Source organism: Pseudomonas sp. MH9.2, from assembly GCF_034353875.1.
Classification (GTDB): domain Bacteria; phylum Pseudomonadota; class Gammaproteobacteria; order Pseudomonadales; family Pseudomonadaceae; genus Aquipseudomonas.
Genome location: NZ_CP133784.1, coordinates 5,043,424 through 5,068,619 on the forward strand (window position 1 = coordinate 5,043,424; position 25,196 = coordinate 5,068,619).

The 25,196-nt window shown below is 53.1% G+C and carries 10 protein-coding genes, 2 tRNA genes, 3 rRNA genes and 1 pseudogene; 9 read left to right on the plus strand and 7 right to left on the minus strand.

Annotated features, from left to right (window positions below; all coding sequences use genetic code 11):
* Positions 1-559: 559 nt before the first annotated feature.
* The 4 genes from RHM55_RS23285 to RHM55_RS23300 all read right to left on the minus strand — a co-directional run bounded on the left by RHM55_RS23285 (position 560) and on the right by RHM55_RS23300 (position 7,440).
* Positions 560-1,249: a hypothetical protein gene (locus RHM55_RS23285; RefSeq protein ID WP_322178519.1), complete on the minus strand. Its 690-nt coding sequence runs from the start codon at positions 1,247-1,249 to the stop codon at positions 560-562.
* 17 nt (positions 1,250-1,266) lie between these two features.
* A complete protein-coding gene (locus tag RHM55_RS23290) occupies positions 1,267-4,650 on the minus strand; it encodes a hypothetical protein (protein ID WP_322178520.1) in 3,384 nt (1,127 codons plus the stop codon).
* Positions 4,647-6,092 (minus strand): site-specific integrase, encoded by a 1,446-nt coding sequence (locus tag RHM55_RS23295; protein ID WP_322178521.1) that lies wholly within the window; start codon positions 6,090-6,092, stop codon positions 4,647-4,649. Before RHM55_RS23295 ends, RHM55_RS23290 begins: the two co-directional genes overlap by 4 nt.
* A 658-nt stretch (positions 6,093-6,750) precedes the next feature.
* The gene (locus tag RHM55_RS23300; RefSeq protein ID WP_322178522.1) at positions 6,751-7,440 is read right to left on the minus strand and encodes a helix-turn-helix domain-containing protein; all 690 of its coding nucleotides are present in this window, start codon (positions 7,438-7,440) and stop codon (positions 6,751-6,753) included.
* A gap of 173 nt (positions 7,441-7,613) precedes the next feature.
* Here RHM55_RS23300 and RHM55_RS23305 point away from each other — a divergent pair.
* A pseudogene (locus tag RHM55_RS23305) lies at positions 7,614-8,113 on the plus strand (IS3 family transposase); the annotation flags it as partial.
* A gap of 26 nt (positions 8,114-8,139) precedes the next feature.
* Here the strand turns inward: RHM55_RS23305 and RHM55_RS23310 are convergent.
* Positions 8,140-12,483, minus strand: a complete 4,344-nt coding sequence (locus RHM55_RS23310; RefSeq protein ID WP_322178523.1) for a hypothetical protein — start codon at positions 12,481-12,483, stop codon at positions 8,140-8,142.
* A gap of 856 nt (positions 12,484-13,339) precedes the next feature.
* On the opposite strand from RHM55_RS23310, the gene RHM55_RS23315 reads away from it, so the two are divergent.
* The 6 genes from RHM55_RS23315 (at position 13,340) to rrf (ending at position 19,545) form a co-directional block, all read left to right on the plus strand.
* Positions 13,340-13,669 carry a hypothetical protein gene (locus tag RHM55_RS23315; protein WP_322178524.1) on the plus strand — a complete coding sequence of 110 codons (330 nt, stop codon included), beginning with the start codon at positions 13,340-13,342 and terminating at the stop codon, positions 13,667-13,669.
* A 682-nt stretch (positions 13,670-14,351) separates the two neighbouring features.
* Positions 14,352-15,890, plus strand: a 16S ribosomal RNA gene (locus RHM55_RS23320).
* 83 nt (positions 15,891-15,973) lie between these two features.
* Positions 15,974-16,050, plus strand: a tRNA-Ile gene (locus tag RHM55_RS23325).
* A 30-nt stretch (positions 16,051-16,080) separates the two neighbouring features.
* Positions 16,081-16,156, plus strand: a tRNA-Ala gene (locus tag RHM55_RS23330).
* 236 nt (positions 16,157-16,392) lie between these two features.
* Positions 16,393-19,283, plus strand: a 23S ribosomal RNA gene (locus RHM55_RS23335).
* A gap of 146 nt (positions 19,284-19,429) precedes the next feature.
* Positions 19,430-19,545, plus strand: a 5S ribosomal RNA gene (rrf, locus tag RHM55_RS23340).
* The 16S, 23S and 5S rRNA genes sit together here with 2 tRNA genes alongside, the layout of an rRNA operon.
* A gap of 125 nt (positions 19,546-19,670) precedes the next feature.
* On the opposite strand, the gene RHM55_RS23345 is transcribed toward rrf, so the two are convergent.
* Both RHM55_RS23345 and RHM55_RS23350 read right to left on the minus strand, forming a co-directional pair.
* The gene (locus tag RHM55_RS23345) at positions 19,671-20,303 is read right to left on the minus strand and encodes a hypothetical protein (RefSeq protein ID WP_322178525.1); all 633 of its coding nucleotides are present in this window, start codon (positions 20,301-20,303) and stop codon (positions 19,671-19,673) included.
* Positions 20,300-21,493, minus strand: a complete 1,194-nt coding sequence (locus tag RHM55_RS23350; RefSeq protein WP_322178526.1) for a methyl-accepting chemotaxis protein — start codon at positions 21,491-21,493, stop codon at positions 20,300-20,302. The genes RHM55_RS23345 and RHM55_RS23350 overlap by 4 nt, the downstream gene beginning before the upstream one ends.
* A gap of 577 nt (positions 21,494-22,070) precedes the next feature.
* Between RHM55_RS23350 and RHM55_RS23355 the strand changes: the two genes are divergently transcribed.
* Together RHM55_RS23355 and RHM55_RS23360 are read left to right on the plus strand one after the other, a co-directional pair.
* Positions 22,071-23,066 (plus strand): ABC transporter substrate-binding protein, encoded by a 996-nt coding sequence (locus tag RHM55_RS23355; protein ID WP_322178527.1) that lies wholly within the window; start codon positions 22,071-22,073, stop codon positions 23,064-23,066.
* The gene (locus RHM55_RS23360; RefSeq protein ID WP_322178528.1) at positions 23,063-24,811 is read left to right on the plus strand and encodes a diguanylate cyclase domain-containing protein; all 1,749 of its coding nucleotides are present in this window, start codon (positions 23,063-23,065) and stop codon (positions 24,809-24,811) included. Before RHM55_RS23355 ends, RHM55_RS23360 begins: the two co-directional genes overlap by 4 nt.
* Positions 24,812-25,196: the final 385 nt, after the last annotated feature.

Sequence of the window (25,196 nt, forward strand, 5' to 3'; positions counted from 1 at the left end):
GTTCGCCTCCCAGTTTGCTTTCCCATAGATACTCAGGAAGCCAGTCTGGAGGGCAGCGTCGCAGGGCCGCCAAGGTCAAAAGGTGCCAGACCTGTTGTTCGATGTATTGCGCGCCCTCACCAGAAAAACCGGGCATGAGTCGTAGCGGTCTCAATACCTGCCTGAGTACCTTCACCACTCCGCGAGGATAGCGACCTCGTCCGCTGCTATCGCTCAGCGGTACAAATAAAAATCCGTCGAATCGAGCAAGGCTCCCGCTCACGATGCTTTTCGCCCAGGCCCTAATCTCCTTTTTGCTCATTCGCGAGGCGAGCGTCCACCATATCAGCTCTACATCTTCGACCTCAAAATCGCCTGGCTGCGAGCATTGAGAGTCTTCATCCCCGGGTTCCTGTCCATGCGATCGGGGCCAGGGGCGAGAGGGTTGGCGGGGTGGATGCTCGTTCATATAGCCTTTTGGAGGTGAGTAGGTGAGGCATTCGTGAGAAGGGTGGCATGTTGAGCTCGACGTCATGAAAGACCTAGCAATCCGCGTTGTTGGAGGTCAATTGCTTATTGGTCAATCGACCGGCGCCACAGACTTTGATAAGTATTCCAGAAATTTTCGACCCTCATCAATCTTCTGTAGCGTTTCAATTTCTGTGACAAGTCCGTAGGAGCTATATAAACCCGTGATCGTGTATTTTTCAGTGGGTGTGGTGACAACCTTAGTTATGTCTTTAAAGTCTCCACGCAACTTGGTGTAGACCTGAAGGGTGATAGCCAGATATTCCCGGAGCTTGGCAATATTTTCATGCGCCCCAGCATCGGCCAGCGCATTGGAACCTGTCCCTGTCTTGGTGCCACTAAGCCTGTCTTTTAGGAGATTGAGCTGAGCATTGAGGCTGGCTATTTTGAGCATGGCGCTCTCGGAAACGGCCTCAGGCTGTTCAAGAGTCCCTCGGCTGTGCTCAAACATTGCGCTGACAAGACGCCTATAGCCCTCATTACGAAGCAGTGTGACATAGCTGAAAGGGCGCACGACCTTGTTGTAAAACGGTGTGGAGGGGTCTCCTGCTTTCGCAGCACGAATCTCGGAAATGATGGCCGCCAGTGCCTTACAGTAATCTGTAAGATTACTGTAATTCTTAGCATCGACTACACGTAACGTGTGCTCGATGATCTTTTCGATATGCGCAGATCGTTCGGCAACGTATCGATCAAACGTCGAAGGTTTCCTGGGGCGGGGCACATTGGATTTATTTTTCATTTATCTGCCAACCAGCCTCAGGCGACCATCTGGATCAGTTTGGGAGCATCGTTAGCGACTGTCGCCAGCCGCTTGATCGCTTCGTGTTCTCCAGTGCTTGCTGCATAGAGCTCGAATACATCGATAGCTCCAGATTTCACCATGCTGGAAATCTGCAGGGCGACTTTCGATGCCAAGGGTAATGAGTTGTCTTCACCAATGCCCAGCAGGGCTGAAAGATTTCCTTCTCTCATGAGTAACGCGTGGCGCAGGTGGGAAAGGCGAATGTTTAAATCTTCGCTACTGGTGTCGGGAAAGTTCTGGACATCAATCAGCCGCTTAAGCAATCGCTCTTCACCGGGCAAATCCAGCTTGTTGTAGTGCACGACAATTTCCTCCTTGTTTTTCACCATCAGCTCTTGATCCAGCCCGCTTTCGTACATCTGGACGAGCTGATGCTCAATTGCTTCCAGGAGACATGCTTCTCTGGCGAAACGATCATTTTCCTGCTCCAGTTGTTCAAGCTCGGTTCGTGTCCGGGCTTCAGGTTTGCGGGTCAAGTATCTTTCAATGACTTTCAAGCTGCCCACCATTAGCTCTTTGTACTTGTCTTTTCTGGCTGAAACGGCGGGGAGGTGAGCGACACCCCTTATGGCGTACGGACAAGCTGAGCAACAGTTGACCTCACCGAAAAGATCGATCACTTCCTTTGGACACGTGTTGTTGAACGGGCAAATGTGCGTGTGATTGAAAGCGAGCTCGCTAACTTCCTGAGCGATGATGCGATCCAGCCCTGTGTCCATCTCCCGCTTGGCGTTCGACAGACTCATCAAACGGTGCTTGGTGATTGCCGCTACCGGGTTTTGCGCAATGTCGTCGTGCAGCGTTCGATTGATCTTCGCAATCGCTTGCGCCAGTTCAGGAAAATCGCCTGCAGTGAGCTTGTCTTGGTTGCTCATAAGGGCACTGCAGAGCATCTGCTGGTGTGTCATACCTAAGTCATTTTCGTCGAACACCGAATAGTAAGAGACCAATGGCTCAGACTGCCCGGTCAACCACTGGCCGACGATGCTAGGCGGAAGAAATTTGATGGCTTCCGAGACAAACCCTGCGCGCAGACCATGAGGGGTATAATCACTCGTCAGCGTACTTGCAGTGACTGAAGTGAGTCCGGCAATCGAGTTGTCAGTGATGTAAACGGGTTCGTCCGGCTCGCCTGGCAGCGATTTTGTCCAGACAAGATCGGGCACATTTTGGTCACCCAGTTCAGACTTGATGAAGTACTGTAGGCACAGCAAGAGCAGACGATATGCGTCGTAGTTGGCCCAACTGCTTGGAGTGAGTGGGAGTCTGAAGAGTGGCCTATATTGGCCAAATTTTGATCCTTTATTTAAATTGTACCAAATCTTTTGTTTATAATCGGATGAAGTGCAGCGGCGATACCACGCATACTGCCTGTCTAAAAGAGCTATTACCCTACTTGATACGATAGCAGTCCATTCGCCATGAGCCTTATCGCTACTAATCAATAGAGGCGCAAGTGGTCTGCGTACCGGGCGCTCCACGTAGTTACCGTAGCGATCTACGTCCAGCCAAAGAAGGTGCTGCTGTCGAATGCCGGTTTCGCACATAAGCTGAGTCACGCGAACGTCATTCATGATGATACGCGGCTCTACCTTGCCGTTAATCTCAATGTCCGAGATTCGGTAGAATCGCGGGATATATTTGAATGGCCGTGGTTTTCCCTCGTAGTAGAAAATGGGAGAATAATTCAACGCCGAAAAATCCAGGCAAGCGCAGTTCATACCTTCAATGCCCCACAGGCCAGCCCAGTCAGAGCTGTGACTGAGCTCACTTATATTGGGACACTTCAAGACTCCCGCAACAACTCCATTCGTGGTGCCGTCTGCCATATCGTTCAAGTGCATCGTCAGGTACTCCAGAGAATCCAGCATACTCACGAAGGTAGAAAAGTAGGGTCGTGGTATCGGTTTTTTAATGGTGCCCCAGCGTTTCTGTAGTTTCGGATAAGAATCCGGAGAAAAGCTGTTGCGTACCCGATCGCAGTTGGGGATTAGCTCTGACTGAGAGATGATATAGTCGAAAAACCCCTCAATAGGATAGATTCGTTGGTAATGCGTATCAGATGTCCATTGATTTAAGTCCACCAAAGTCTCAATCAGATGAAGTAACGTTTCGGGAGGCTCTTTTTCAAATACAGCTAGATCCTTTAATAAATCATGATCTGCGGTGATATACAGTGCGCAAGTGAAATCATTGAACGTGGTGGGGTATTGTTCAAGATGTCCATCTCGATTCATGAAGAACTTATAAAGATATGGGCCGCAGTAGGCGATCAGAAAATAAAGAGATGATTTGTGGTTTTTGACGTTTTCAAGGCGCCTTGATCTCAGAAATGCTTGATAGGTAGAGGAAATCATTTTACAAAAGTTAATGACCTTGTCCGGCAAAAGCGTTAATCCGCCTGGTAGTGCATCATCGCCATCGATCTTGAATGCTTTGTTCATGTCACGTGCATCATTAAATATGTTCGCAAAGCTTGCGATGCTGTGAATGTCTCCCTCTAAGTATTCAAGAGTTTTGTAAGTCATCTTGTCGCGAGCCGTTGAGGATGTTTTACTCTTGAAAACTGGGTCGTTGAGTTTGCGGGCTTGCAAGAGCTGCGCACGGCTATCTTCAAGGATATTATGGACAGTATCCCGCATTAATGGATCGTTTGAAGTTTCTGCCACAAACAGTGAGAAGTCATCAGTATAGTATCGTGCTAGTTCAGACTTATAGCCAAAGCTTCTAAGCTTCAGGTCGCGCACCGTTTCTGCATTAAAGTTTTGAGTGTTATATAGATTTGATGCTAGGAGTATCCTGAGCCAGTAGGTGGCCCTTAGGTCACGATTTTTCTCAGTCATAGCGCCGGTATATCCAAGCGACGATACCGGGTTAATAGCACGGACTTGTACAAGGAGAGGGCATGTTTCGACCTGTTCCCGAATCATTTCATCTACAATCAAATCACAGTTGATCGGACTCGACCAACCAAGTGGCAGAATTATCTGTTTTTCTATCCAGAGACGCAGGAAAGCGATTTTCATTATGGAGCAGAGCTGGGGGATTCTTGCCTTCGGGAAGCTTGGAATAATCTCTTTTACAATAGCTTCCCTCTGATCATTTGCTGAAAAGCAACACGTCAGTAGCTTTTCTACTTGGAGTCTGTGCACTCCAAGGAAGGGCCGAGAGCCCAGGTCGTTGAGTGCAAGAAGGGCTTCCCGGTGCCGACCACCGCTAACGCTGTTATGAAGCCTCCAGAACCGGTGCCTGACATCGATCATAGCCAAGTCAAACGCAGGGCCGACTTTCTTCTTTGGAATGAGCCACATGGGGTCGGTGTGAGATGGATTGATCATGCGGCCTCCAAGGCGAGTTGCTGAAGTTGTTTGATTTCTTGTTGATGAAACGCGATGCGCGCTTCAAGAACGGATTTCGGCCCGCCTGTAAGGCGTGCAAGGTTTGCGGCTGCTAATGTTGCTTGGAGCAAGTGAGCGTCTTGGCGGGCGTAACGTTTAGTGGTTTTACTGAGCTTGTGTCCCATCAGTTTCTGGACGGTGTTCAGGTCGAGTCCGTATCGTCGGTTACTATGGGGATTAGGATTGGGGCAATGGTTAGTCAGGTAATAACCGTACATATGCCGCAGACTATGGAACCCATAGGCTTTTCCTGTCACCCGCAATGCAGCTTTGCGAAAACGCTCATAGAGAGCCTGGTAGCTATTATGCATGGGGTCGCCATTTTTCAAATTTCTGACGAGAAAGTCATGCGTAACGGGGGCAAGATAGTGCTGTTTGCGCAGCCCAGTTTTGTATTCCTCCAGTGCGATCCAAAACATGGACGCGAAGGGCTCTATCAAGAAAGTCTCAGGGTGGGCGCGGCCTTTATGCGGGAGTGAGTTGATTTCGCTCTCGGACAAGTATTTGATCAGCACGTTGCGTCGAGTGGTCGGATCAACGATCAGAACCCGGTTAAATTCTGACTCCACCTCAGGTTTGATATCCTTCCAAAGCATGGTGAGCGCTTCTGAAACACGCGCTCCGCAAGCAGCCAACAAGCTCCACAGCATTCTGTCCCGGCGGCACGTCGTGCTCTGGATAAGCTCCATGCACTTGTCGATTGGGAACGCAAACTCATCGCCCCCGTACATGTCCGTATTGGCGAGCGACGAAGGCTTGGATATCGAAGAGAGCCCCTTGCGTTTCACCCGGCGCGCACCACCCGCCAGACACCCTGCCAGCCAACTGTTCGCTTTGATCGCAGCGCGGACATTTTTTGGTGATTCGATACTGACGGTCTGGGCTAAGGAAAACCCTGATAACGACTTGGACGCGATGTACCCTTGAATTTCCAGCTCAATCAAACCCAGGCGCAAGCGTTCGCTGGCATCAATAAAATGATTGAGTGCTGCAAGTGCAACACCGACTGAACTTCCCGAAAGGTGTCGATCTCCCAGTACGTAGGCTGCTTTTTGAATCATTGGAATATCACTGTCGGTTCCGAACACCAGAAAGCTTTCGTAGCTATCAATGGTCTGCGCAAGAAGGATAGGAGTGAGCCCTTTCTCCTGATAGGTAATTTGTTGGAGAAGCTCTAGAAATACCTTGTTGTATTCAGAATAGATTTTCGTGGTTCGTTTAGATCTTTTTTTACTCAGCTGATGAGACCAGCTGTCAAAGAAATCGTCCTGTAACTGATCACTCGAAATAAGCCTGTAACTCTGCCGACCATTCCTCTCGGTGGGAATGAGTGTAATTGGCGGGGGCAGGCTCAGCGCCTTTTCAGGTGGATGAAGTTTCATATCTGGCTCCAGTACTGCAGGGATAGCCAAATAGTTACATGAGAGATTACAAACATGCAACTGCCCGCTGCTGCATGCTTTACTATGTATACTTGGTATACAAGTGTGTCAGGTATATATTCTTATCATTGATATATAACACTATATATCAATGATAATATTCTTTCCAAGTGGTACCTTTTGGAAAAGGGGCGTGTTTTGGGGCAAAGGATGCCCATCTTGGAGGCTTGTCCCTCTGCGTTAGCGATGGGCTGAGCCGAGAGCCGCATTGGGAAGTGCTGTTCTGTTAGCCGGAGATCGATGTAAGGTCGGCGTGTCAAGGGGGTGTAAAATAAATAAATATTTGTGTTTGGAGGGACTGGGAATACACCTTTCGAAGGTGGTTGGCTGCATGCTTAGGAAGAGGTAGCCCGAGGAAATGTGGTTTTAAGGTGTAGTGGCCAACTCGTTCTGTAATGACACTGGGGAATCAGGGGGACTTGAATCATCCATGCCTCTGATGATTGATGCTGAAACCCTACTGTCTCTGCTGTCTGACGTCGACACTGCCAAGATCGACGTCGTCACGTCGTTGCGCTTATCGCGCCAACGAACAGCCCCGCGACGCGCAAACTGAGCAGTTCTTGAAGGACTATCAAGCGGCATATCGCTTTTAACATCAGGCTGACGCGATACGTTCCAGCAGTTCTCTCAGTAACGCTGACTCTCCGAGGCTCAGTACATGCACCTCGCCGAGGCTTGCTTTAAGCCCGGATGCGAATGCAGGTGCTTTTCGAGCTTGACCCAATTCAGATATCTCAGGAAGCTCAGGTTGCAGGAGGGGGCTCACTGCCTTTAGAGCGAGCCAGCTGGTGTCAGTCGAGCGACTAGTTTTATGAAGGCAGGTGAAAATCATGCCGACACAGAAGGGATGAATAAACTCGATGGCTTGTTTTTCACCCACGCGCAAGCGGCCAGACTTGGCAACCTGCTGTACCCGTTCTCTCAGATAATCAATCTGGAGTTTCCAAAGGCCGGATACTTCACCGTTGCGGGGCATGCTGGTACGCAGATAGAGCTCTGGATGTCTTATTCCAAAAGCTATTAGAGCTTCAATCGCATCATAGAGGCCGTGGACGGGGTTAGCGGTTTTACCTTGTGCCGTTCGAAACGCGGCCCAGAGGTGAGTCGCCACTGAGTCCAGTAGCTCATCCATGTTCCCCACATGGTGATAGATCTGAGGGGCTTGAACACCGGCGCTTTTTGCAACGGCACGTACAGTGGCTGCACCAATACCTTCTTCCGAAATGATTTTCGCCGTGGTAGCGATGATGTGAGCGCCGAGGGCTGAATGTGGAGGGGTAGTCATGATCGTAGGAATTCAGGGCTTTCTGGCATGCTGGGGCTACGTGTTCGGGCTGCTTGAGAGGGCGAGGATGATACGTGCCGAGCGCTGGGTCGGCAATTGGCGCTTCTGCGTCGATGTCCGCGACGTAAGCAGAGGTTGGCTGAGTGGGATCTATTCAGTCTTTTATCGCTGTACCCAATCAGGTGTGGTGCGGCGACATCACTTACATGTGGGCTCAGGGGAAGTGACACTATCTGGCGGTCGTGCTGGATCTTTGCGCGCGCCGGGTGGTTGGCTGGGCGCTATCGGAAAAGCCGGACGCCGATCTGGTTATCAAGGCGCTGGATATGGCTTACGAGCAACGAGGAATGCCTCAGGGCCTGCTGTTTCACTCGGATCAAGGGTCGCCCAGTATGCGAGTCACTTATTTCGCCAGCGGCTGTGGCGTTATCGCATGCGCCAGAGCATGAGTCGCCGGGAAAATTGCTGGGACGCGCCGATGGAGCGCGTATTCCGCAGTTTGAAAACCGAATGGATACCGACTCTGGGTTACAGAACTGCCCAAGAAGCCCAGCGCGATATCAGCCACTTCTTGATACATCGGTACAACTGGGTTCGACCCCATCAATTCAACGGTGGGCTGGCGCCAGCTCGGGCCGAAGAAAAACTTAACGTCGTGTCCGGGATTAGTTGACCACTACAGTCAGCCACCGCATGTTCTCATTCATCATTGCTCTGGCTAGCCTCCGCCTGATTGGCTTGGATGGCTTTGGTCGCGGCCACTCCTCCTCGCTTGGTAAGGTCTATACCGATGACCTTGATGTCTTCAACGTTAGGAAACCTCGAAGCGATGGTCAACCAGTGTTCTTGCAATGCGGTTACTAGATCATTAAACCCGACCCGACCTTTGCTGGGCGACTCCCACGTGGCCTGACCTCCATGGTTCACCAGCAAAAAGATGCCACAGCTTGAGCTTACGTCGCGTAAGTAATCCCCGCAGAGCTGGTTCTCAAGCCGTTCGAAATGCCCGGAGCCGCTCCAGTTCTGCGAAAGCTTTAGTTCGACAGGTACGGGCGCGTAGGACAGGCTGTTCTGGAATCGATAATCAGGGCGCTTGTCATCGGCGAGCTGCTCTTCCTGTGGAACAACGTAGTGTCCTGCAGCGTGATCTCTCAACCACTTACCGATGAACTTCCGAATGGAGGTTTCCTGATTGGTCTGGAGCAGAATCTCTGCATAGCTCGAATCGCCATCTTCTAAATCGTGCTTTAAGTCCAGAAGACGATCAATCGCCAGGTTCCAGAGTTCACGATGGGTGGACGGCGTGCTTTCCAGCGACTCATGAAACTCGACGACCTTCGATGGTTTCCAAGGCGGCGTCTGCGAGTCGGCTGTAGCTTTCTGCTGAGCGTAGAATGCGTTCCAGGGACGTAATCGCTCGGCAGGGTGGGCCTGTGCGATTTCCTGCAATGCTAGGAATGATTCTTTCCCAGGCGTCTCCCGGATAAAAGCTAAAAGCCCATCACGAGCATTTTGGGCATCGTCCCTAAGTCCGGGGGAATAGACCCCTTTTCCTGCGCGGTCAATGTCTTCTGCAATTCGTATGTAGGTGTGCATCAGCAGATACAGCGCTTTTGCATGCTCAACCGTTTTGTAATTCTGCCGACAGCGTCTGGCAGTGCGGCTTCCAACAATGGCAATCAGGCAAAGCATGGCAAATTTGGCTTTTTCCTCATCTGAGGATAACGAGTCGATGCGAGCTGCTAGTGCCGGGATAGCAAGCACCGGCTCCACTCCAACCCACACGGCGTACCAGGTCGGCGCAATCTCCGGATTTACCTCTTCTAAGGCACGCTTGCTGGCGAGCTCAGCCAGAACCTCATCATAGACAGACGAGTTCTGCACGATGCTCAGCACGAGCTGGAGCGACTCAAGGTCGCTGATGTGCTGTGCCAGCCGGGCCATGAGCGGAGCAGCTAGCTCCCCGTACATCCAGTCCCCGCCCCAGCGCAGTCTTTGTAGCACACGATTGCCGCCTGATTCCAAACGTGGCGAATCCAGCTCGTATTCGATTTCACGCGTTACGATTTCTTGGATAAGACGCGGGTACAGCCCGAAAAGTTTGGGAAGCCACTCCGGAAAGCCGTTCAGCTCAAGCAGCCCATAGCGAGCTGCGTACTCAGCGTTATCAGCGGACATCTGCGAGAAGCGGGATGGCTCCTCTTTTGCCTCAATAGCGAGCCCCGTCAACCCAAAAATCACATGATATGGGGTCGAATTGGCAGCAGCCCCCTCCGATGGCAGCGTTGGGCAATAGCCCCGCCAGAAATTAATAGCGCCGGCACGAAACGCTTGAGCAACAGGCATGCCGAACTCACTTATGAGCGACTGCCAATTACCGCTGCTCCAAGTATTTGAAGAGGATGAGCCCTCACGCATCTGTTCCATTAGATAAGCTTGGCTTTGAGTCATCACGCCTGGCTCGGGGTTGTTTATAAGTGCCACTTCATAGGCGAGCCCCTCCTGCCAAGAGCGACGACGCTCTGTCTCTTCAGCTTTTCGTTGGGCTGCTTCCCCTTTCCACTGAGCCTGCTTGATCTCCCACTCCTCGACTTCTCGCTTCGGTGGATTTAAAAGAATTTCGAGGTTCGCGCGAAGCTCGGCGTGGGACTCGGTGGCTTGCCTGAGCTGAATCTCCCAAGAAGGAGATTTGTCATGATTCGTGTAGATGTTGAAAGCCATGCTGAGCGCCATCAGGCGATCATGCGGATCCATGAGACTCACGATTTGGTCGCAGGCGAGGCTAAAATTTTCTTTATTCAACGACCAGAATGGTTGGAAACCCAGCAACTGCCAGACTTGAGTTACGGGTTCCCCGCGATGCACCCGGCCGTTACGGGCCAATGCGACGTCATACCAGAACAGTTGGTAATCGAGTTCCGGCCAAGTAGGCACGATCTCCCGGAGTTTTTCTCCGAGTTCACGAGTATCTCGCTCATCATAAATGCGCGCCTGGGCCAGCTTGCTCAGAATCGCGAGGGCCGACTCCTCGAGCGCAAACGGGTGTCGTGCCTGGAGCAAACGAAGCACTGCTATGCCAGCTATCTCAGCAAGCCAGCTATACCTCTTGGAGATAGCGCTGAAACCATGCTCTTCAGTTGGAGGCTTGTCTAAAAGCACACCGAGCCCGCAAATGAGGGCTGGTAGGTTTTCTAGCGGACAATCCATTGCCAGGGAGGAAAGCTTCATCGCCAAGGTGTCCCTACCGCTATAGCGCTCCTTCTTCGCAGTTCTCTCGATCGCCTGTAGTAGCCAAGGTAGCCATTGGCTATCGAGCGCAAGTCCGTCAAGCAGCTCAGCTAACCATTCCCGGTTAACCTTGGAGTCTCCTGCCAGCAAAGCTAGGCGCACATCGGCTAAGTCTTGGGCCGTCCCCAGGTCGATAACTGCTCGGATTGCTGCCAAACGAGTATGTTTATGCTGAGCAGTGAGGGCAAATTGCTTAGTCTCTGCAAGTGCACCCACCACCTCGCCCTGCCATACCATTCTTAAAAGGAACCAGGCGATGTCATCGTTGGTACGGTAAAGCGTCAGAAGTTCTTTGATATCTTCAGTGAGATCGTGGTGCGCGAATCGTTGTACGGCTGAATAGTCAGTCATCGTCCAGCTGTGAGCCGGCTGTGCCAAGTGCTCGCACGCTTTGCGTAGCACGCTTCGGCGTGTACTCAGGGGGAGCTGCCCAGGATCGCCGCCTTCAAAAAATACCTCCGGAGCAACCTCCTCCAGCCGTGTACAAATGCGATCATCCAACAGCGCCAGCCAGGGTAGAACTGGACGCATCGAAGGATTGATAACCTCCAGCCCATATTGTGTACGGAAGAACAAGTTCTCAATTTTAACCCGCGAACCCGCACCACGGATCAGTTCGTGGAGCCATTCTGCTGTTAGGTATTCTCGGACAGTGCGATGGTGGAAACGAACCGTTCCATAGATGCCCGGCTCGAAAATTGGTCGATTCAGCAAGGCTGCTGATTCTGTGTCATTCCAATCCGTCAGCACGTCGCGAATGGGAATCCCACTTTTATTGGTCTCACCATCAGGGACGCGGATCGCAGACGTTTGCCCTAATGTTGTTGCTGCTGCAATTAAGCGCACGCCTTCTCTGAGCCTATCTGGAGCAATGGGCCTAGATTCGGCGCGATCTTGGTCACGCTCTTCAAGGCGGCGATTAATGCTGCTTTTCATCAGCTCTAAGCGCGAGCCTATTCGATGGTGCTCGAGCCAAAAGTCGACGAGTTCCAGGAAGTCCAGAGGGCGCGTGGTTAGCGACCATGCTTCCTTGCGCTCAACTGCGGCGCGAAACGCTTTGATGTCTTGGACGCCAGTGGCATTTAAGAAGCGATCAATCTGCTCGTCATGGATGTCGTCCAATGTCACCAAGAGGAACGACGTATCTGGCTCCGTTTTGTATGGAACCGTTTGCACAACGTCTTCAAAACCATCAGTTGCTGTGGAAGGTGCTTGCCGAGCTACGGGCCCAAACGCAAAAGCCTTCTCACAGATCGCAAGATCCGTCTTTGCGCGCCATGCTGTGCTTCGTCCAGTGATGAGTATGTGCGCCTGGGCCACAATGTTTTGGGTCAAGCGGCCAAGTTTTCGGATTGCGCGCTCGAAATCTTTCGGATCATTTAACCGAGCCTCGTCGACTGAATCCATGAGCAGCCAGCCCTCGGTGCCTGAAGCGAGCCAGCTCTCGAACTCATCAAGCGTCCCCACCTCTAAGGCGTCCTCCAAGTCTGAAGTGACGTTTTCAATACGAAGAAAGAATGAAGTTTTGCCTTGGCTCCGGAGCTGGCAAGCGACGTTTCGGATCTCAGCAGTTTTACCTGAACCCGCCTCGGACAGCAGTATTACCCGATGATGAGTGAGCAAGTCAGGCCAGCGGAGCTCTCCGTGCCGGCTATGCCTACCGCTCAGGTCTACATCGTCAGACGCGTCAGCATCGAGAGGGATTTTGGAGAAGGTGCGATCAAGGTCAATGAAGGCGTCCGAGTGCTTGGTCATAGCGAGTCTCAAAGCAGGTCAGGAGCAGTCCCGACGCGGGCTGCAGAAGCTCTGCCATCCTACTCGAAATGCCACCCCCACCGGTGCCCCCTGGCCTCTGCACCGTAGACATCTCCAGCTCATTCGCCAAAGCAGCCGTTGCGGCTTGAATTTCATCCAGAGCGAAGTCAGGGTCACCGCCGGTGTTGCATAGCTCGGTCATCGCTGCGGATAGCTCGACATAGACGCCATCTGGGGGAAGGGCGAGTAGCTCAGATGGCTCACCAGCTTGTAATGATAAGTGTTCACACGGGCTGGCCAGCTTACCGAAACTCGGGGCAGTGTCGGACTGCCGACATTCCGGGTCTAATCATCACATTCAGGTAGGTAATCACATGATTTTACAGATGTCGCTGAGCGTGCATTCAGCTGCGCACTTGGGGGCGTTTGGGGTGCTTGCATGGAGGGCCCGGTTTTGCTAATGTCTGGCGGATTAGACGCGTACGGAATAGTGGTCTAGAACTCCTATTAATAGGGGGTACCTTAGATAAGAGTTCGAATCCCATCGCCTCCGCCATATTTGTACCTAAAGGCCCCGTATTCCGGGGCCTTTTTGCATTCTGCGTTTTGTGTTTTTCCCGCGCGCTGCGTGAGTGCTAGCTCATCCGTGGTCTCTGATCCGTAGTGCAGTCTCCGATGAGATCGCTCGGAGCGCGCTCAACGTGCGTGAGATTTCCGAGCAGGCGTCTGCGGTCAGTGAGGTGCCCCGTCCTCTTTGTCGATGTATTAACTCGTGAATTAGCTTGCCCTCAAGCAGGCTGCAGACTGCCTGCCCAAACCTGCCCAGGTCCGGTAAGACATTACAAGGATTCGCGTTATGGAGTTGTCACTGGAAACGGTCGCCCTTTTCTCCCTCAAGCTGGCTTACGAGAAGGAAGGGGATAGTCCGATTTTGCGTCAAGACACGATAATGAGTGGGTATCAGAGGGACGAGTTCGGCTTGCTTGTGTGCAAAGGTGATATCGAAGCTATCCGGCTTAAAATCGATGAGTGTCTGGGGTTGGCATTGAAAGCTTTAGGCGGCACCGCCACGCCGCTAGGGCGCGAGCTTCAAAAGCTGACAGCTTGCTTTAGTTGCGCCGAGACGATGGGCGCGCTTGATGCCCCGTTGGCTGCGCTCAAGGACTACTTGAAAGACGTTCAGTAACGGGGCGTCCTCTAGTCATTCGTGTGGTGCGAGGAGCGGGGAGGACGCTCAGGCCTGTCATCTGTAGCGAGAGTCACTGGTACTCTTTATATGTACACGTTCTGGAGGCCGCCCCCGGTAATCGTTGAAAGGCCTTGTCATGCAGTTCTGCCGCATCGTCCGCCAGTTCAATCACCGCAGGATGTTGTCTGCGGCATGCAGACTGCCTTGATGCAGGTATGCGCTTCGTAATGATGCTTGTCAGGGAGGTACTGCTGGGTGTGCTTGATAGCGTGGGGAAGGGCTTCTGATAGCGTCATCCTAATATGTTGTATCTGTGTAGAAAAAAATGGGAAAGGTGGTTGACCGCTGATTTTAATCCTGTAGAATTCGCCTCCCGCTAACGAGAGACGTGAAGTTGATCGAAGCGCAAGTGGTTGAAGTTGCAAAGGAAACTTTGAAACTTGTTAAAATAACCGCTTGACAGCAACAAGGGCTGCTGTAGAATGCGCGCCTCGGCTGAGACGAAAGATCTCAACCACCCGCTCTTTAACAACTGAATCAAGCAATTCGTGTGGGTGCTTGTGTTGTAAGACTGAAGTCAACTGATTATCAGCATCACAAGTTACTCCGCGAGAAATCAAAGATGTAACCAACGATTGCTGAGCTAAGTTTAGGGTTTTGTCAAAACCCAAAGATGTTTGAACTGAAGAGTTTGATCATGGCTCAGATTGAACGCTGGCGGCAGGCCTAACACATGCAAGTCGAGCGGCAGCACGGGTACTTGTACCTGGTGGCGAGCGGCGGACGGGTGAGTAATACCTAGGAATCTGCCTGGTAGTGGGGGATAACGTTCGGAAACGGACGCTAATACCGCATACGTCCTACGGGAGAAAGCAGGGGACCTTCGGGCCTTGCGCTATCAGATGAGCCTAGGTCGGATTAGCTAGTTGGTGAGGTAATGGCTCACCAAGGCTACGATCCGTAACTGGTCTGAGAGGATGATCAGTCACACTGGAACTGAGACACGGTCCAGACTCCTACGGGAGGCAGCAGTGGGGAATATTGGACAATGGGCGAAAGCCTGATCCAGCCATGCCGCGTGTGTGAAGAAGGTCTTCGGATTGTAAAGCACTTTAAGTTGGGAGGAAGGGCATTAACCTAATACGTTAGTGTTTTGACGTTACCGACAGAATAAGCACCGGCTAACTCTGTGCCAGCAGCCGCGGTAATACAGAGGGTGCAAGCGTTAATCGGAATTACTGGGCGTAAAGCGCGCGTAGGTGGTTCGTTAAGTTGGATGTGAAATCCCCGGGCTCAACCTGGGAACTGCATTCAAAACTGTCGAGCTAGAGTATGGTAGAGGGTGGTGGAATTTCCTGTGTAGCGGTGAAATGCGTAGATATAGGAAGGAACACCAGTGGCGAAGGCGACCACCTGGACTGATACTGACACTGAGGTGCGAAAGCGTGGGGAGCAAACAGGATTAGATACCCTGGTAGTCCACGCCGTAAACGATGTCAACTAGCCGTTGGGAGCCTTGAGCTCTTAGTGGCGCAGCTAACGCATTAAGTTGACCGCCTGGGGAGTACGGCCGCAAGGTTAAAACTCAAATGAATTGACGGGGGCCCGCACAAGCGGTGGAGCATGTGGTTTAATTCGAAGCAACGCGAAGAACCTTACCAGGCCTTGACATCCAATGAATCTGCTAGAGATAGCGGAGTGCCTTCGGGAGCATTGAGACAGGTGCTGCATGGCTGTCGTCAGCTCGTGTCGTGAGATGTTGGGTTAAGTCCCGTAACGAGCGCAACCCTTGTCCTTAGTTACCAGCGCGTAATGGCGGGCACTCTAAGGAGACTGCCGGTGACAAACCGGAGGAAGGTGGGGATGACGTCAAGTCATCATGGCCCTTACGGCCTGGGCTACACACGTGCTACAATGGTCGGTACAGAGGGTCGCCAAGCCGCGAGGTGGAGCTAATCCCAGAAAACCGATCGTAGTCCGGATCGCAGTCTGCAACTCGACTGCGTGAAGTCGGAATCGCTAGTAATCGCGAATCAGAATGTCGCGGTGAATACGTTCCCGGGCCTTGTACACACCGCCCGTCACACCATGGGAGTGGGTTGCACCAGAAGTAGCTAGTCTAACCTTCGGGAGGACGGTTACCACGGTGTGATTCATGACTGGGGTGAAGTCGTAACAAGGTAGCCGTAGGGGAACCTGCGGCTGGATCACCTCCTTAATCGAAGACATCAGCTTCTTCATAAGTTCCCACACGAATTGCTTGATTCATTGAAAAAGACGATTTAGAAGCAGCCCGAAATTGGGTCTGTAGCTCAGTTGGTTAGAGCGCACCCCTGATAAGGGTGAGGTCGGCAGTTCGAATCTGCCCAGACCCACCAATTTTGTGTGGGAAACGCCTGTAGAGATACGGGGCCATAGCTCAGCTGGGAGAGCGCCTGCCTTGCACGCAGGAGGTCAACGGTTCGATCCCGTTTGGCTCCACCACTTACTGCTTCTGTATTGTAGAGTTTAGAAATGAGCATTCCATCGGTTCGATGGTGAATGTTGATTTCTAGTCTTTGATTAGATCGTTCTTTAAAAATTTGGGTATGTGATAGAAAGTTAGACCGGACAGCACTTTCACTGGTGGTGTCACGGGCTAAGGTAAAATTTGTGAGTTAAATTGCGAATTTTCGGCGAATGTCGTCTTCATAGTATAACCAGATTGCTTGGGGTTATATGGTCAAGTGAAGAAGCGCATACGGTGGATGCCTTGGCAGTCAGAGGCGATGAAAGACGTGGTAGCCTGCGAAAAGCTTCGGGGAGTCGGCAAACAGACTTTGATCCGGAGATGTCTGAATGGGGGAACCCAGCGGTCATAAGACCGTTACCTTACACTGAATACATAGGTGTATGGAGCGAACCAGGGGAACTGAAACATCTAAGTACCCTGAGGAAAAGAAATCAACCGAGATTCCCTTAGTAGTGGCGAGCGAACGGGGACCAGCCCTTAAGCTGTATTGAGATTAGCGGAACGTTCTGGAAAGGACGGCCATAGTGGGTGATAGCCCTGTACGCGAAAATCTCTTTGCAGTGAAATCGAGTAGGACGGAGCACGAGAAACTTTGTCTGAATATGGGGGGACCATCCTCCAAGGCTAAATACTACTGACTGACCGATAGTGAACTAGTACCGTGAGGGAAAGGCGAAAAGAACCCCGGAGAGGGGAGTGAAATAGATCCTGAAACCGTATGCGTACAAGCAGTGGGAGCCCACTTTGTTGGGTGACTGCGTACCTTTTGTATAATGGGTCAGCGACTTATTTTCAGTGGCGAGCTTAACCGAATAGGGGAGGCGTAGCGAAAGCGAGTCTTAATAGGGCGTCTAGTCGCTGGGAATAGACCCGAAACCGGGCGATCTATCCATGGGCAGGTTGAAGGTTGGGTAACACTAACTGGAGGACCGAACCGACTACCGTTGAAAAGTTAGCGGATGACCTGTGGATCGGAGTGAAAGGCTAATCAAGCTCGGAGATAGCTGGTTCTCCTCGAAAGCTATTTAGGTAGCGCCTCATGTATCACTGTAGGGGGTAGAGCACTGTTTCGGCTAGGGGATCATCCCGATTTACCAACCCGATGCAAACTCCGAATACCTACAAGTGCCGAGCATGGGAGACACACGGCGGGTGCTAACGTCCGTCGTGAAAAGGGAAACAACCCAGACCGTCAGCTAAGGTCCCAAAGTTATGGTTAAGTGGGAAACGATGTGGGAAGGCTTAGACAGCTAGGAGGTTGGCTTAGAAGCAGCCACCCTTTAAAGAAAGCGTAATAGCTCACTAGTCGAGTCGGCCTGCGCGGAAGATGTAACGGGGCTCAAACCATACACCGAAGCTACGGGTATCACTTAGGTGATGCGGTAGAGGAGCGTTCTGTAAGCCTGTGAAGGTGAGTTGAGAAGCTTGCTGGAGGTATCAGAAGTGCGAATGCTGACATGAGTAACGATAATGGGTGTGAAAAACACCCACGCCGAAAGACCAAGGTTTCCTGCGCAACGTTAATCGACGCAGGGTTAGTCGGTCCCTAAGGCGAGGCTGAAAAGCGTAGTCGATGGAAAACAGGTTAATATTCCTGTACTTCTGGTTATTGCGATGGAGGGACGGAGAAGGCTAGGCCAGCTTGGCGTTGGTTGTCCAAGTTTAAGGTGGTAGGCTGAGATCTTAGGTAAATCCGGGATCTTAAGGCCGAGAGCTGATGACGAGTGTGCTTAGGCACACGAAGTGGTTGATGCCATGCTTCCAAGAAAAGCTTCTAAGCTTCAGGTAACCAGGAACCGTACCCCAAACCGACACAGGTGGTTGGGTAGAGAATACCAAGGCGCTTGAGAGAACTCGGGTGAAGGAACTAGGCAAAATGGCACCGTAACTTCGGGAGAAGGTGCGCCGGTGAGGGTGAAGCATTTACTGCGTAAGCCCATGCCGGTCGAAGATACCAGGCCGCTGCGACTGTTTATTAAAAACACAGCACTCTGCAAACACGAAAGTGGACGTATAGGGTGTGACGCCTGCCCGGTGCCGGAAGGTTAATTGATGGGGTTAGCTAACGCGAAGCTCTTGATCGAAGCCCCGGTAAACGGCGGCCGTAACTATAACGGTCCTAAGGTAGCGAAATTCCTTGTCGGGTAAGTTCCGACCTGCACGAATGGCGTAACGATGGCGGCGCTGTCTCCACCCGAGACTCAGTGAAATTGAAATCGCTGTGAAGATGCAGTGTATCCGCGGCTAGACGGAAAGACCCCGTGAACCTTTACTATAGCTTTGCACTGGACTTTGAATTTGCTTGTGTAGGATAGGTGGGAGGCTTTGAAGCGTGGACGCCAGTCTGCGTGGAGCCAACCTTGAAATACCACCCTGGCAACTTTGAGGTTCTAACTCAGGTCCGTTATCCGGATCGAGGACAGTGTATGGTGGGTAGTTTGACTGGGGCGGTCTCCTCCTAAAGAGTAACGGAGGAGTACGAAGGTGCGCTCAGACCGGTCGGAAATCGGTCGTAGAGTATAAAGGCAAAAGCGCGCTTGACTGCGAGACAGACACGTCGAGCAGGTACGAAAGTAGGTCTTAGTGATCCGGTGGTTCTGTATGGAAGGGCCATCGCTCAACGGATAAAAGGTACTCCGGGGATAACAGGCTGATACCGCCCAAGAGTTCATATCGACGGCGGTGTTTGGCACCTCGATGTCGGCTCATCACATCCTGGGGCTGAAGCCGGTCCCAAGGGTATGGCTGTTCGCCATTTAAAGTGGTACGCGAGCTGGGTTTAGAACGTCGTGAGACAGTTCGGTCCCTATCTGCCGTGGACGTTTGAGATTTGAGAGGGGCTGCTCCTAGTACGAGAGGACCGGAGTGGACGAACCTCTGGTGTTCCGGTTGTCACGCCAGTGGCATTGCCGGGTAGCTACGTTCGGAATAGATAACCGCTGAAAGCATCTAAGCGGGAAACTAGCCTCAAGATGAGATCTCACTGGGACCTTGAGTCCCCTGAAGGGCCGTCGAAGACTACGACGTTGATAGGTTGGGTGTGTAAGCGCTGTGAGGCGTTGAGCTAACCAATACTAATTGCCCGTGAGGCTTGACCATATAACACCCAAGCAATTTGCGTCGAAAGAGCAGATTGCGGTGTGTGAAGACGACACAAACCGAAAATTGGCAACAACCCACAGATCTATCACATCCCCATTAGTTGGCCCGTTGCGCGCAAGCACGACGATCCGGCAGCCGAATTTCTTGACGACCATAGAGCATTGGAACCACCTGATCCCATCCCGAACTCAGCAGTGAAACGATGCATCGCCGATGGTAGTGTGGGGTTTCCCCATGTGAGAGTAGGTCATCGTCAAGATTGAATTCCGAAACCCCTGTTTGCTTACGCAAACAGGGGTTTTGTTTGTGTGCGAGGAAAATAGGGCTCAAGAGTTGCGTGCGACGACTATAGCGCTCTGTTGCCAAGTTGAGCGGAGAGCCGCCTTAGTCCAGATCTCGGCGGATGGCGTCCAGGCGTTCGTCGAGTAATGGGGTGAGCAGGGCGTAGCACTCCGCAGGGGCGATGGACACGATTCGAGTATCAATAAGGCAGTGCTGCAACTGATCGAGAGCGCTATGCAGCGAGCGGGGGGCATGCCTGAGTAAGCGTTCGTGCAGGTATTGCAACTGGATAAGCATTTCCAAAGGGCAGGTTCGATGGGCGGCTGCGCGTACTGACAGACCCCGCAGCCGGCCAAGATCTTCCAGTTCCCAGCAGCGTTCGGCGATACTTGGGGGCTGCAGATTGAGCGCGCAACGGTGTAGCTCAAGGTGCTGGATAGTGGCCAGCAGGTCTTGCAGCAAACGGCAATGGCCATCGAAATCTGCGGGGGCACGGCGTAACGCTTGCCAGTTCTGCCGCTGTTCAGCATAGGGCCATTCCTTCCAGCGGTGGTCGAGCGAGGCGCCCAGCGTTTGGCAACGCTGCCGTGCTTCGCTGGTAGTTTGTCCGCCGAGACCGCGATGCTGCTGCAGGCCTTGCAGCAGGTCAATGCCCTGCAATAATGCCCGCCGCAGTGCTGGGTCGCCCTGCGGCGGCTGGATAGAATCGAATGCCACGGCGGCTTGTGGGTTCATGTTCGGTTTCCGGCGGTGAGCTGGTTGAGATAGCGGGTCAGGTCGTGCAGCGCATGAGTCTGTGTGCTCTGCACCTGCACGGCCCCATTGACCTGTTGCAGCTGTTCGCTGAGAGCATGATTGGCTTGTTGGTGTTCGCTGAGCGCCTGTTGCATGGCGCCGAGTTGTTGCAGATTGGTCTGGCTTCGTTGAGCGAGGTCTTCGAGGTTGGTGGCGAGGTGCTCACTCTGCCGGTTGCCGGCTTCCAACAAATGGCGGTGTTCTTTGACCTCGCCATCTACCTGGCGCACAGCCATGGCGATCGCTGTCGCGACCTTGGTGATTTCGTGGGTCGCTTGGTCGGTAGCCTGGGCCAGACTGCGGACTTCATCGGCTACTACGGCGAAACCACGGCCATGCTCGCCTGCGCGGGCGGCCTCTATGGATGCATTGAGTGCCAGCAACTGGGTCTGTTTGGCCAGCGCCTGGATGCTATTCACCGTTTTTTCGACTGCGGCCGTTCGCTGCAGCAAAGCTTCCACAGCCTGCGCGGTATTGCCCAGGCTGTGCTGGATGGCGAGCATGCTTCCGCCTACGGCGCGAGCCTCCAGACAGCCGGCGTCACTTCGGGCGTGGGCGTCGGCGAAGGCCGCCAATGCATCCTGGGCCAAGGCGTCGATGCTGTGCAGGGTCTGGTCGATCTGCTCGCTGGCAGCGGCGATCATGGCGATCCGTTGGCTCTGCTCCTCACCTTGGTCGCTGGTCTGCTGGGCCATCTGTTCCAAGGCGCGGCTGGCGAACTGTACTTCGCTACGCATGCGTTCGCTGTTGCGTAGCGAAGTGCTTGTGGTCACCAGCAGCGTCGCGAGGTCGGCATTCCGGGAGCTGCGCAGTAGTCGTGCCAGTTCGGTGTTCCAGAATGTCTGTAGATGGCGTTGATCGCGCTCGCGCAATTGCCAGGCACAGCCTAGGTAGAGAACTCCAGGGATGAGGGTCAGTGCGCTGGCAGGCTGTTCGGCTAGTGCGAGACCACAGGCGCCGAGGGCCAATCCGAGCGGTAACCAGAGGTTGATCCCGCTGCGTTCCAGTAGGGCTATGCCCGGTTTGAACAATGCTTTGCCGAATGACGTGCCAGTAGGACGGCACTTGCCTGCGCCCCTGTGCAGCGTTGCGGTGGCATGGCCCATTGGGAGGACTCCTTGAGCAGGCATGAGGATTTCCTTTTGAACCAGTGTGAACGCAAAAACGGCGCACGCTCACTTTCCGCAATGCGGAGGTGAGCGGACGCCGTTGCCCGTAATAGTTGTGAAACCATCGTCGTTGATGGCTCAAGTGTGATCAGATCAAGCAAGTTGCTTGCCAGTCTTTGCCGTCGGCCGCAAGGAAACGTGTCAACCACGCAGTGAGAAGGGTGACTCTGTTCGATTGATATCGATGAACGATTGGCCTAGCACGGAACACGCTTGTTGGAAAACGCTGGTTAAGGATAGGAACTGGCTGACCTGTTTTCTCCTCAGGCTTTATTTCGATGTTTACGGCGAAGGCGGAAGAGGCGATCAACGCACCAGTCGTGGGAATTGCTGAGCCACAATGCTCTGTGATGGTTCGAATGACACATGATCGGGTTTTGGTGAGCTGCTTTCCGGTTTAAACGCAGAGGGGGGTCTTGCCCTCATTGATCTCGCGAATAGACTGTTTCCGACCAACGGCGAAAGTTGGGCGTGGTATTAAAGACTAAGGCATATAGCCATCTATATACTCAAAATCTCGCTTTTTTTGGCCTTGTCGATGAAGCACTTCTACCCATTTCTGCTCGTCCTTCTCTCCATCCTGGTCCCGACCCTGGCACAGGCTGGCGTTCAAACGCTACGTCTGCTTGCTTGGCCCGGCTATGCCGACAGCGACCTGGTCGCGGAGTTTGAGGCGCGTTACAAAGTGAAGGTCGAAGTCACTCTGGTTGGCAGCGACGAAGTGCTGCGTAGCAAGCTGGCGGAAAATCAGGGTGGCAACTACGACTTGATCGCTGCCAACACTGCGGAAGTCGAGTACTACATAAGTCAGCAACTGCTACAGCCATTGCAACCTGCGCGTATAACTAACACCTCGCGCCAACTCTTGCGCTTTCGCGACTACCCCTACACCTATTCGGACATGGGGCTGATCTATGACCGACAGCAGTTCAGTCAGCCGCCGCAGTCGATCACCAGTATGTGGGACCCCAAATTCCAAGGCCGTGTATTGGCGTTCAACACCAGCAGCCATAACTTCTCTCTGGCTAACCTGGCGCGCGGTGGCGACCCGTTCCACATCGCCGCCGCTGACTTCCCTTTGGTCACTGATCAGTTGATCGCTCTGCGCCGCAACGTGCTGACCTTCTATTCTCTACCGGAGGAAGCTGCCGAACTGTTCCGTGAGCACTCGGTGGCTCTACTATTTGCCAACTATGGCCGGCAGCAGCTCAAGCAGTTGCAGGACGCTGGCGCCGATGTCGGTTACGTGATTCCGCGAGAAGGTGCTTTGGCTTGGCTCGACTGTTGGGCGATCAGTCGCAACGCGCGCGATCCAGTGTTGGCCGAAGCCTGGATCAACTTCACCCTCGAGCCCCATGTCAGTCGCGCCTTGAGCGAGCGTCAGGGCTTGTCCAATACCTTGGTGGAGCCGGTTGGTATGGACCCGTCGGCACAACTGATCTGGCTGCGTCCTGTCGAGGATGATGCACATCGTACTGCGCTATGGCAGCGCATCATGTCCGGCGACCGGCCGCCCCTGCAGGAGGCGCGATGAGGTTCAGTATCGCCCTCAAACTCGGGTGCCTGATGGCTCTGTTCGGCATCCTGCCCACCGGTCTGGCCGGATATTATTCCTACATCAGTAGTCGCGACATTCTGCTCAAGGCCGCAGAACGTGACCTGCTCACTTCCGCCCAGGTGCTCGGACGCAACTTGCACGGCAACCTAGACGACATCGGTCTCGATGCGCAACTGCTGGCCAACGGCCCCGAGGTACGCGAGCTTTCGGACGCCGGTAGCCAGAGTACGCGTTTACATGCGCAAGATAACCTTGCCGAGTTGTTCCGCGCGATGTTGCAAGTGCACCCAGACTATATGCAGGTTCGCCTGATCAGCGCTGTCGACCATGGCCTCGAACTGGTGCGGGTGGATCGCGACGGTGAGCGCTTGTTACGCGTCAGCGGTGCCGATCTGCAGGAGAAGGCCCATTACGCTTACGTGTTCGACACCTTGCGCTTGGCGCCCGGTGAAACACGCTTGTCCCCGATAGTGATCAATCATGAGCAGGGCGCTCACTCCGGGTTGGGCAAGCCGACCCTGCACGTGTCCACACCCGTGGCTGACGCCAGCGGTAAAGTATTCGCCCTGATGGTGATCAACGTCGACCTCGACCAGCTCTTTAGCCAATTGCAGGGAGATTTGCCCGCGCAATACCAAGTGTATCTGAGCAATCGCTGGGGCGACCTGCTGGTCCACCCAGACCACCAACGCACTTTCGGATTTGACCAGGGACGTCGTCTGTTCATCCAGGACGAGTTCCCGGAAGTCGCCAGACTGCTGGGTGAGAGGCATAAGGACCACGTAATCAGTCGTAGCGTCGCGCAGGAGCAGCAAGATGGGCTGGTTGCAGCGTTTGTACGAATCTCAAACAATGCGCAGACCTCAGAACCTTTCATCGTCCTCGGCCTCGGCCAGTCACAAAGCCTCGTACTCGCCGAGGCCTCGCGTGTAGGCCAGAAGATCGTCCAGATTGTTCTGCTGTTCAGTCTGCTGGCCCTGCTCACGGCGATCATCACCTCGCGTGCGGTCATCCGGCCGCTGAAAAGCATGACCCGAGCCGTGCAGCTATTTTCCCGTGAACGCAAGATCAGCGAGCTGCCCTCGCGTCAGGACGAATTGGGCCAGTTGGCCCAGAGTTTTCGCGAAATGGAGGAAGAAATCCTCAGCCAACTGGACGACCTCACGCACAGCCGCACGGCCTTCGAACACCTGTCTCGACATGATCCGCTGACCGGTCTGCCGAACCGTCGGGTGTTCTTTGATCGCCTTGAGTGTGCCTTGATCAATTCACAGAGTAGCGGCAAGCACTTGGCGGTGCTGTTTGTCGATCTCGATCACTTCAAGAGCATCAACGACCGGTACGGCCACAGCCTCGGTGACCATGTGCTCAAGGCGGTGGCCAACCTGCTACGTTCTGCCACCTGCGAAAACGATTCGGTGGCACGTTTGGGGGGGGATGAATTCGTCATCTTCTTCGAGGCGGTTGAGGATACCCAGCATATTGTCACCATCCTGGAGAAGCTGCATAACCGCTTCCAGCTTCCCCTGTTCATTGATGGTCATGAAGTGAGAATCAATGCAAGCATGGGTGTCAGCATGTTCCCACGTGATGGCAACGATATCGAAGCCTTGGTCCAGCACGCGGACCATGCGATGTACGCAGCCAAGAAGTCGGGTCGCAACACCTACTCATTCGACCTCTCGGACGCGGGGGAAAACCGCTGCGAGTCGCCCTCCTGATTAAGCATCGCTGATCACTGCGGCAGGAACAATTTTGCCATTATCAATGTCCTTGGGCGATCAAACAAATGCCTCGGCCATTGACCGTGGATACTATTTAATCCAACTCTTTAAGCACTCTCCAGAGGGGCAGGTCAGAGAAAACTTCTCACGGTAAAGAGTGTTCGTTGCGTTTAGTGTATTAAGACAAAAAATTCCTATAAGTCACTCACTGTAATCAGGTGACAAACATGCATAATTTTTTCTGCCCTATTTGTCGTCTGATTACGGTCCTTGTCCACGCATGACTCTGAGTTCTGCTTGACTGTCTTGCACAGAAAGAGCGACATGGCTCTTGGGCAATTTATGGCGTTATGGGTATCGTGTTCATAGTCTTCTTCTTGCC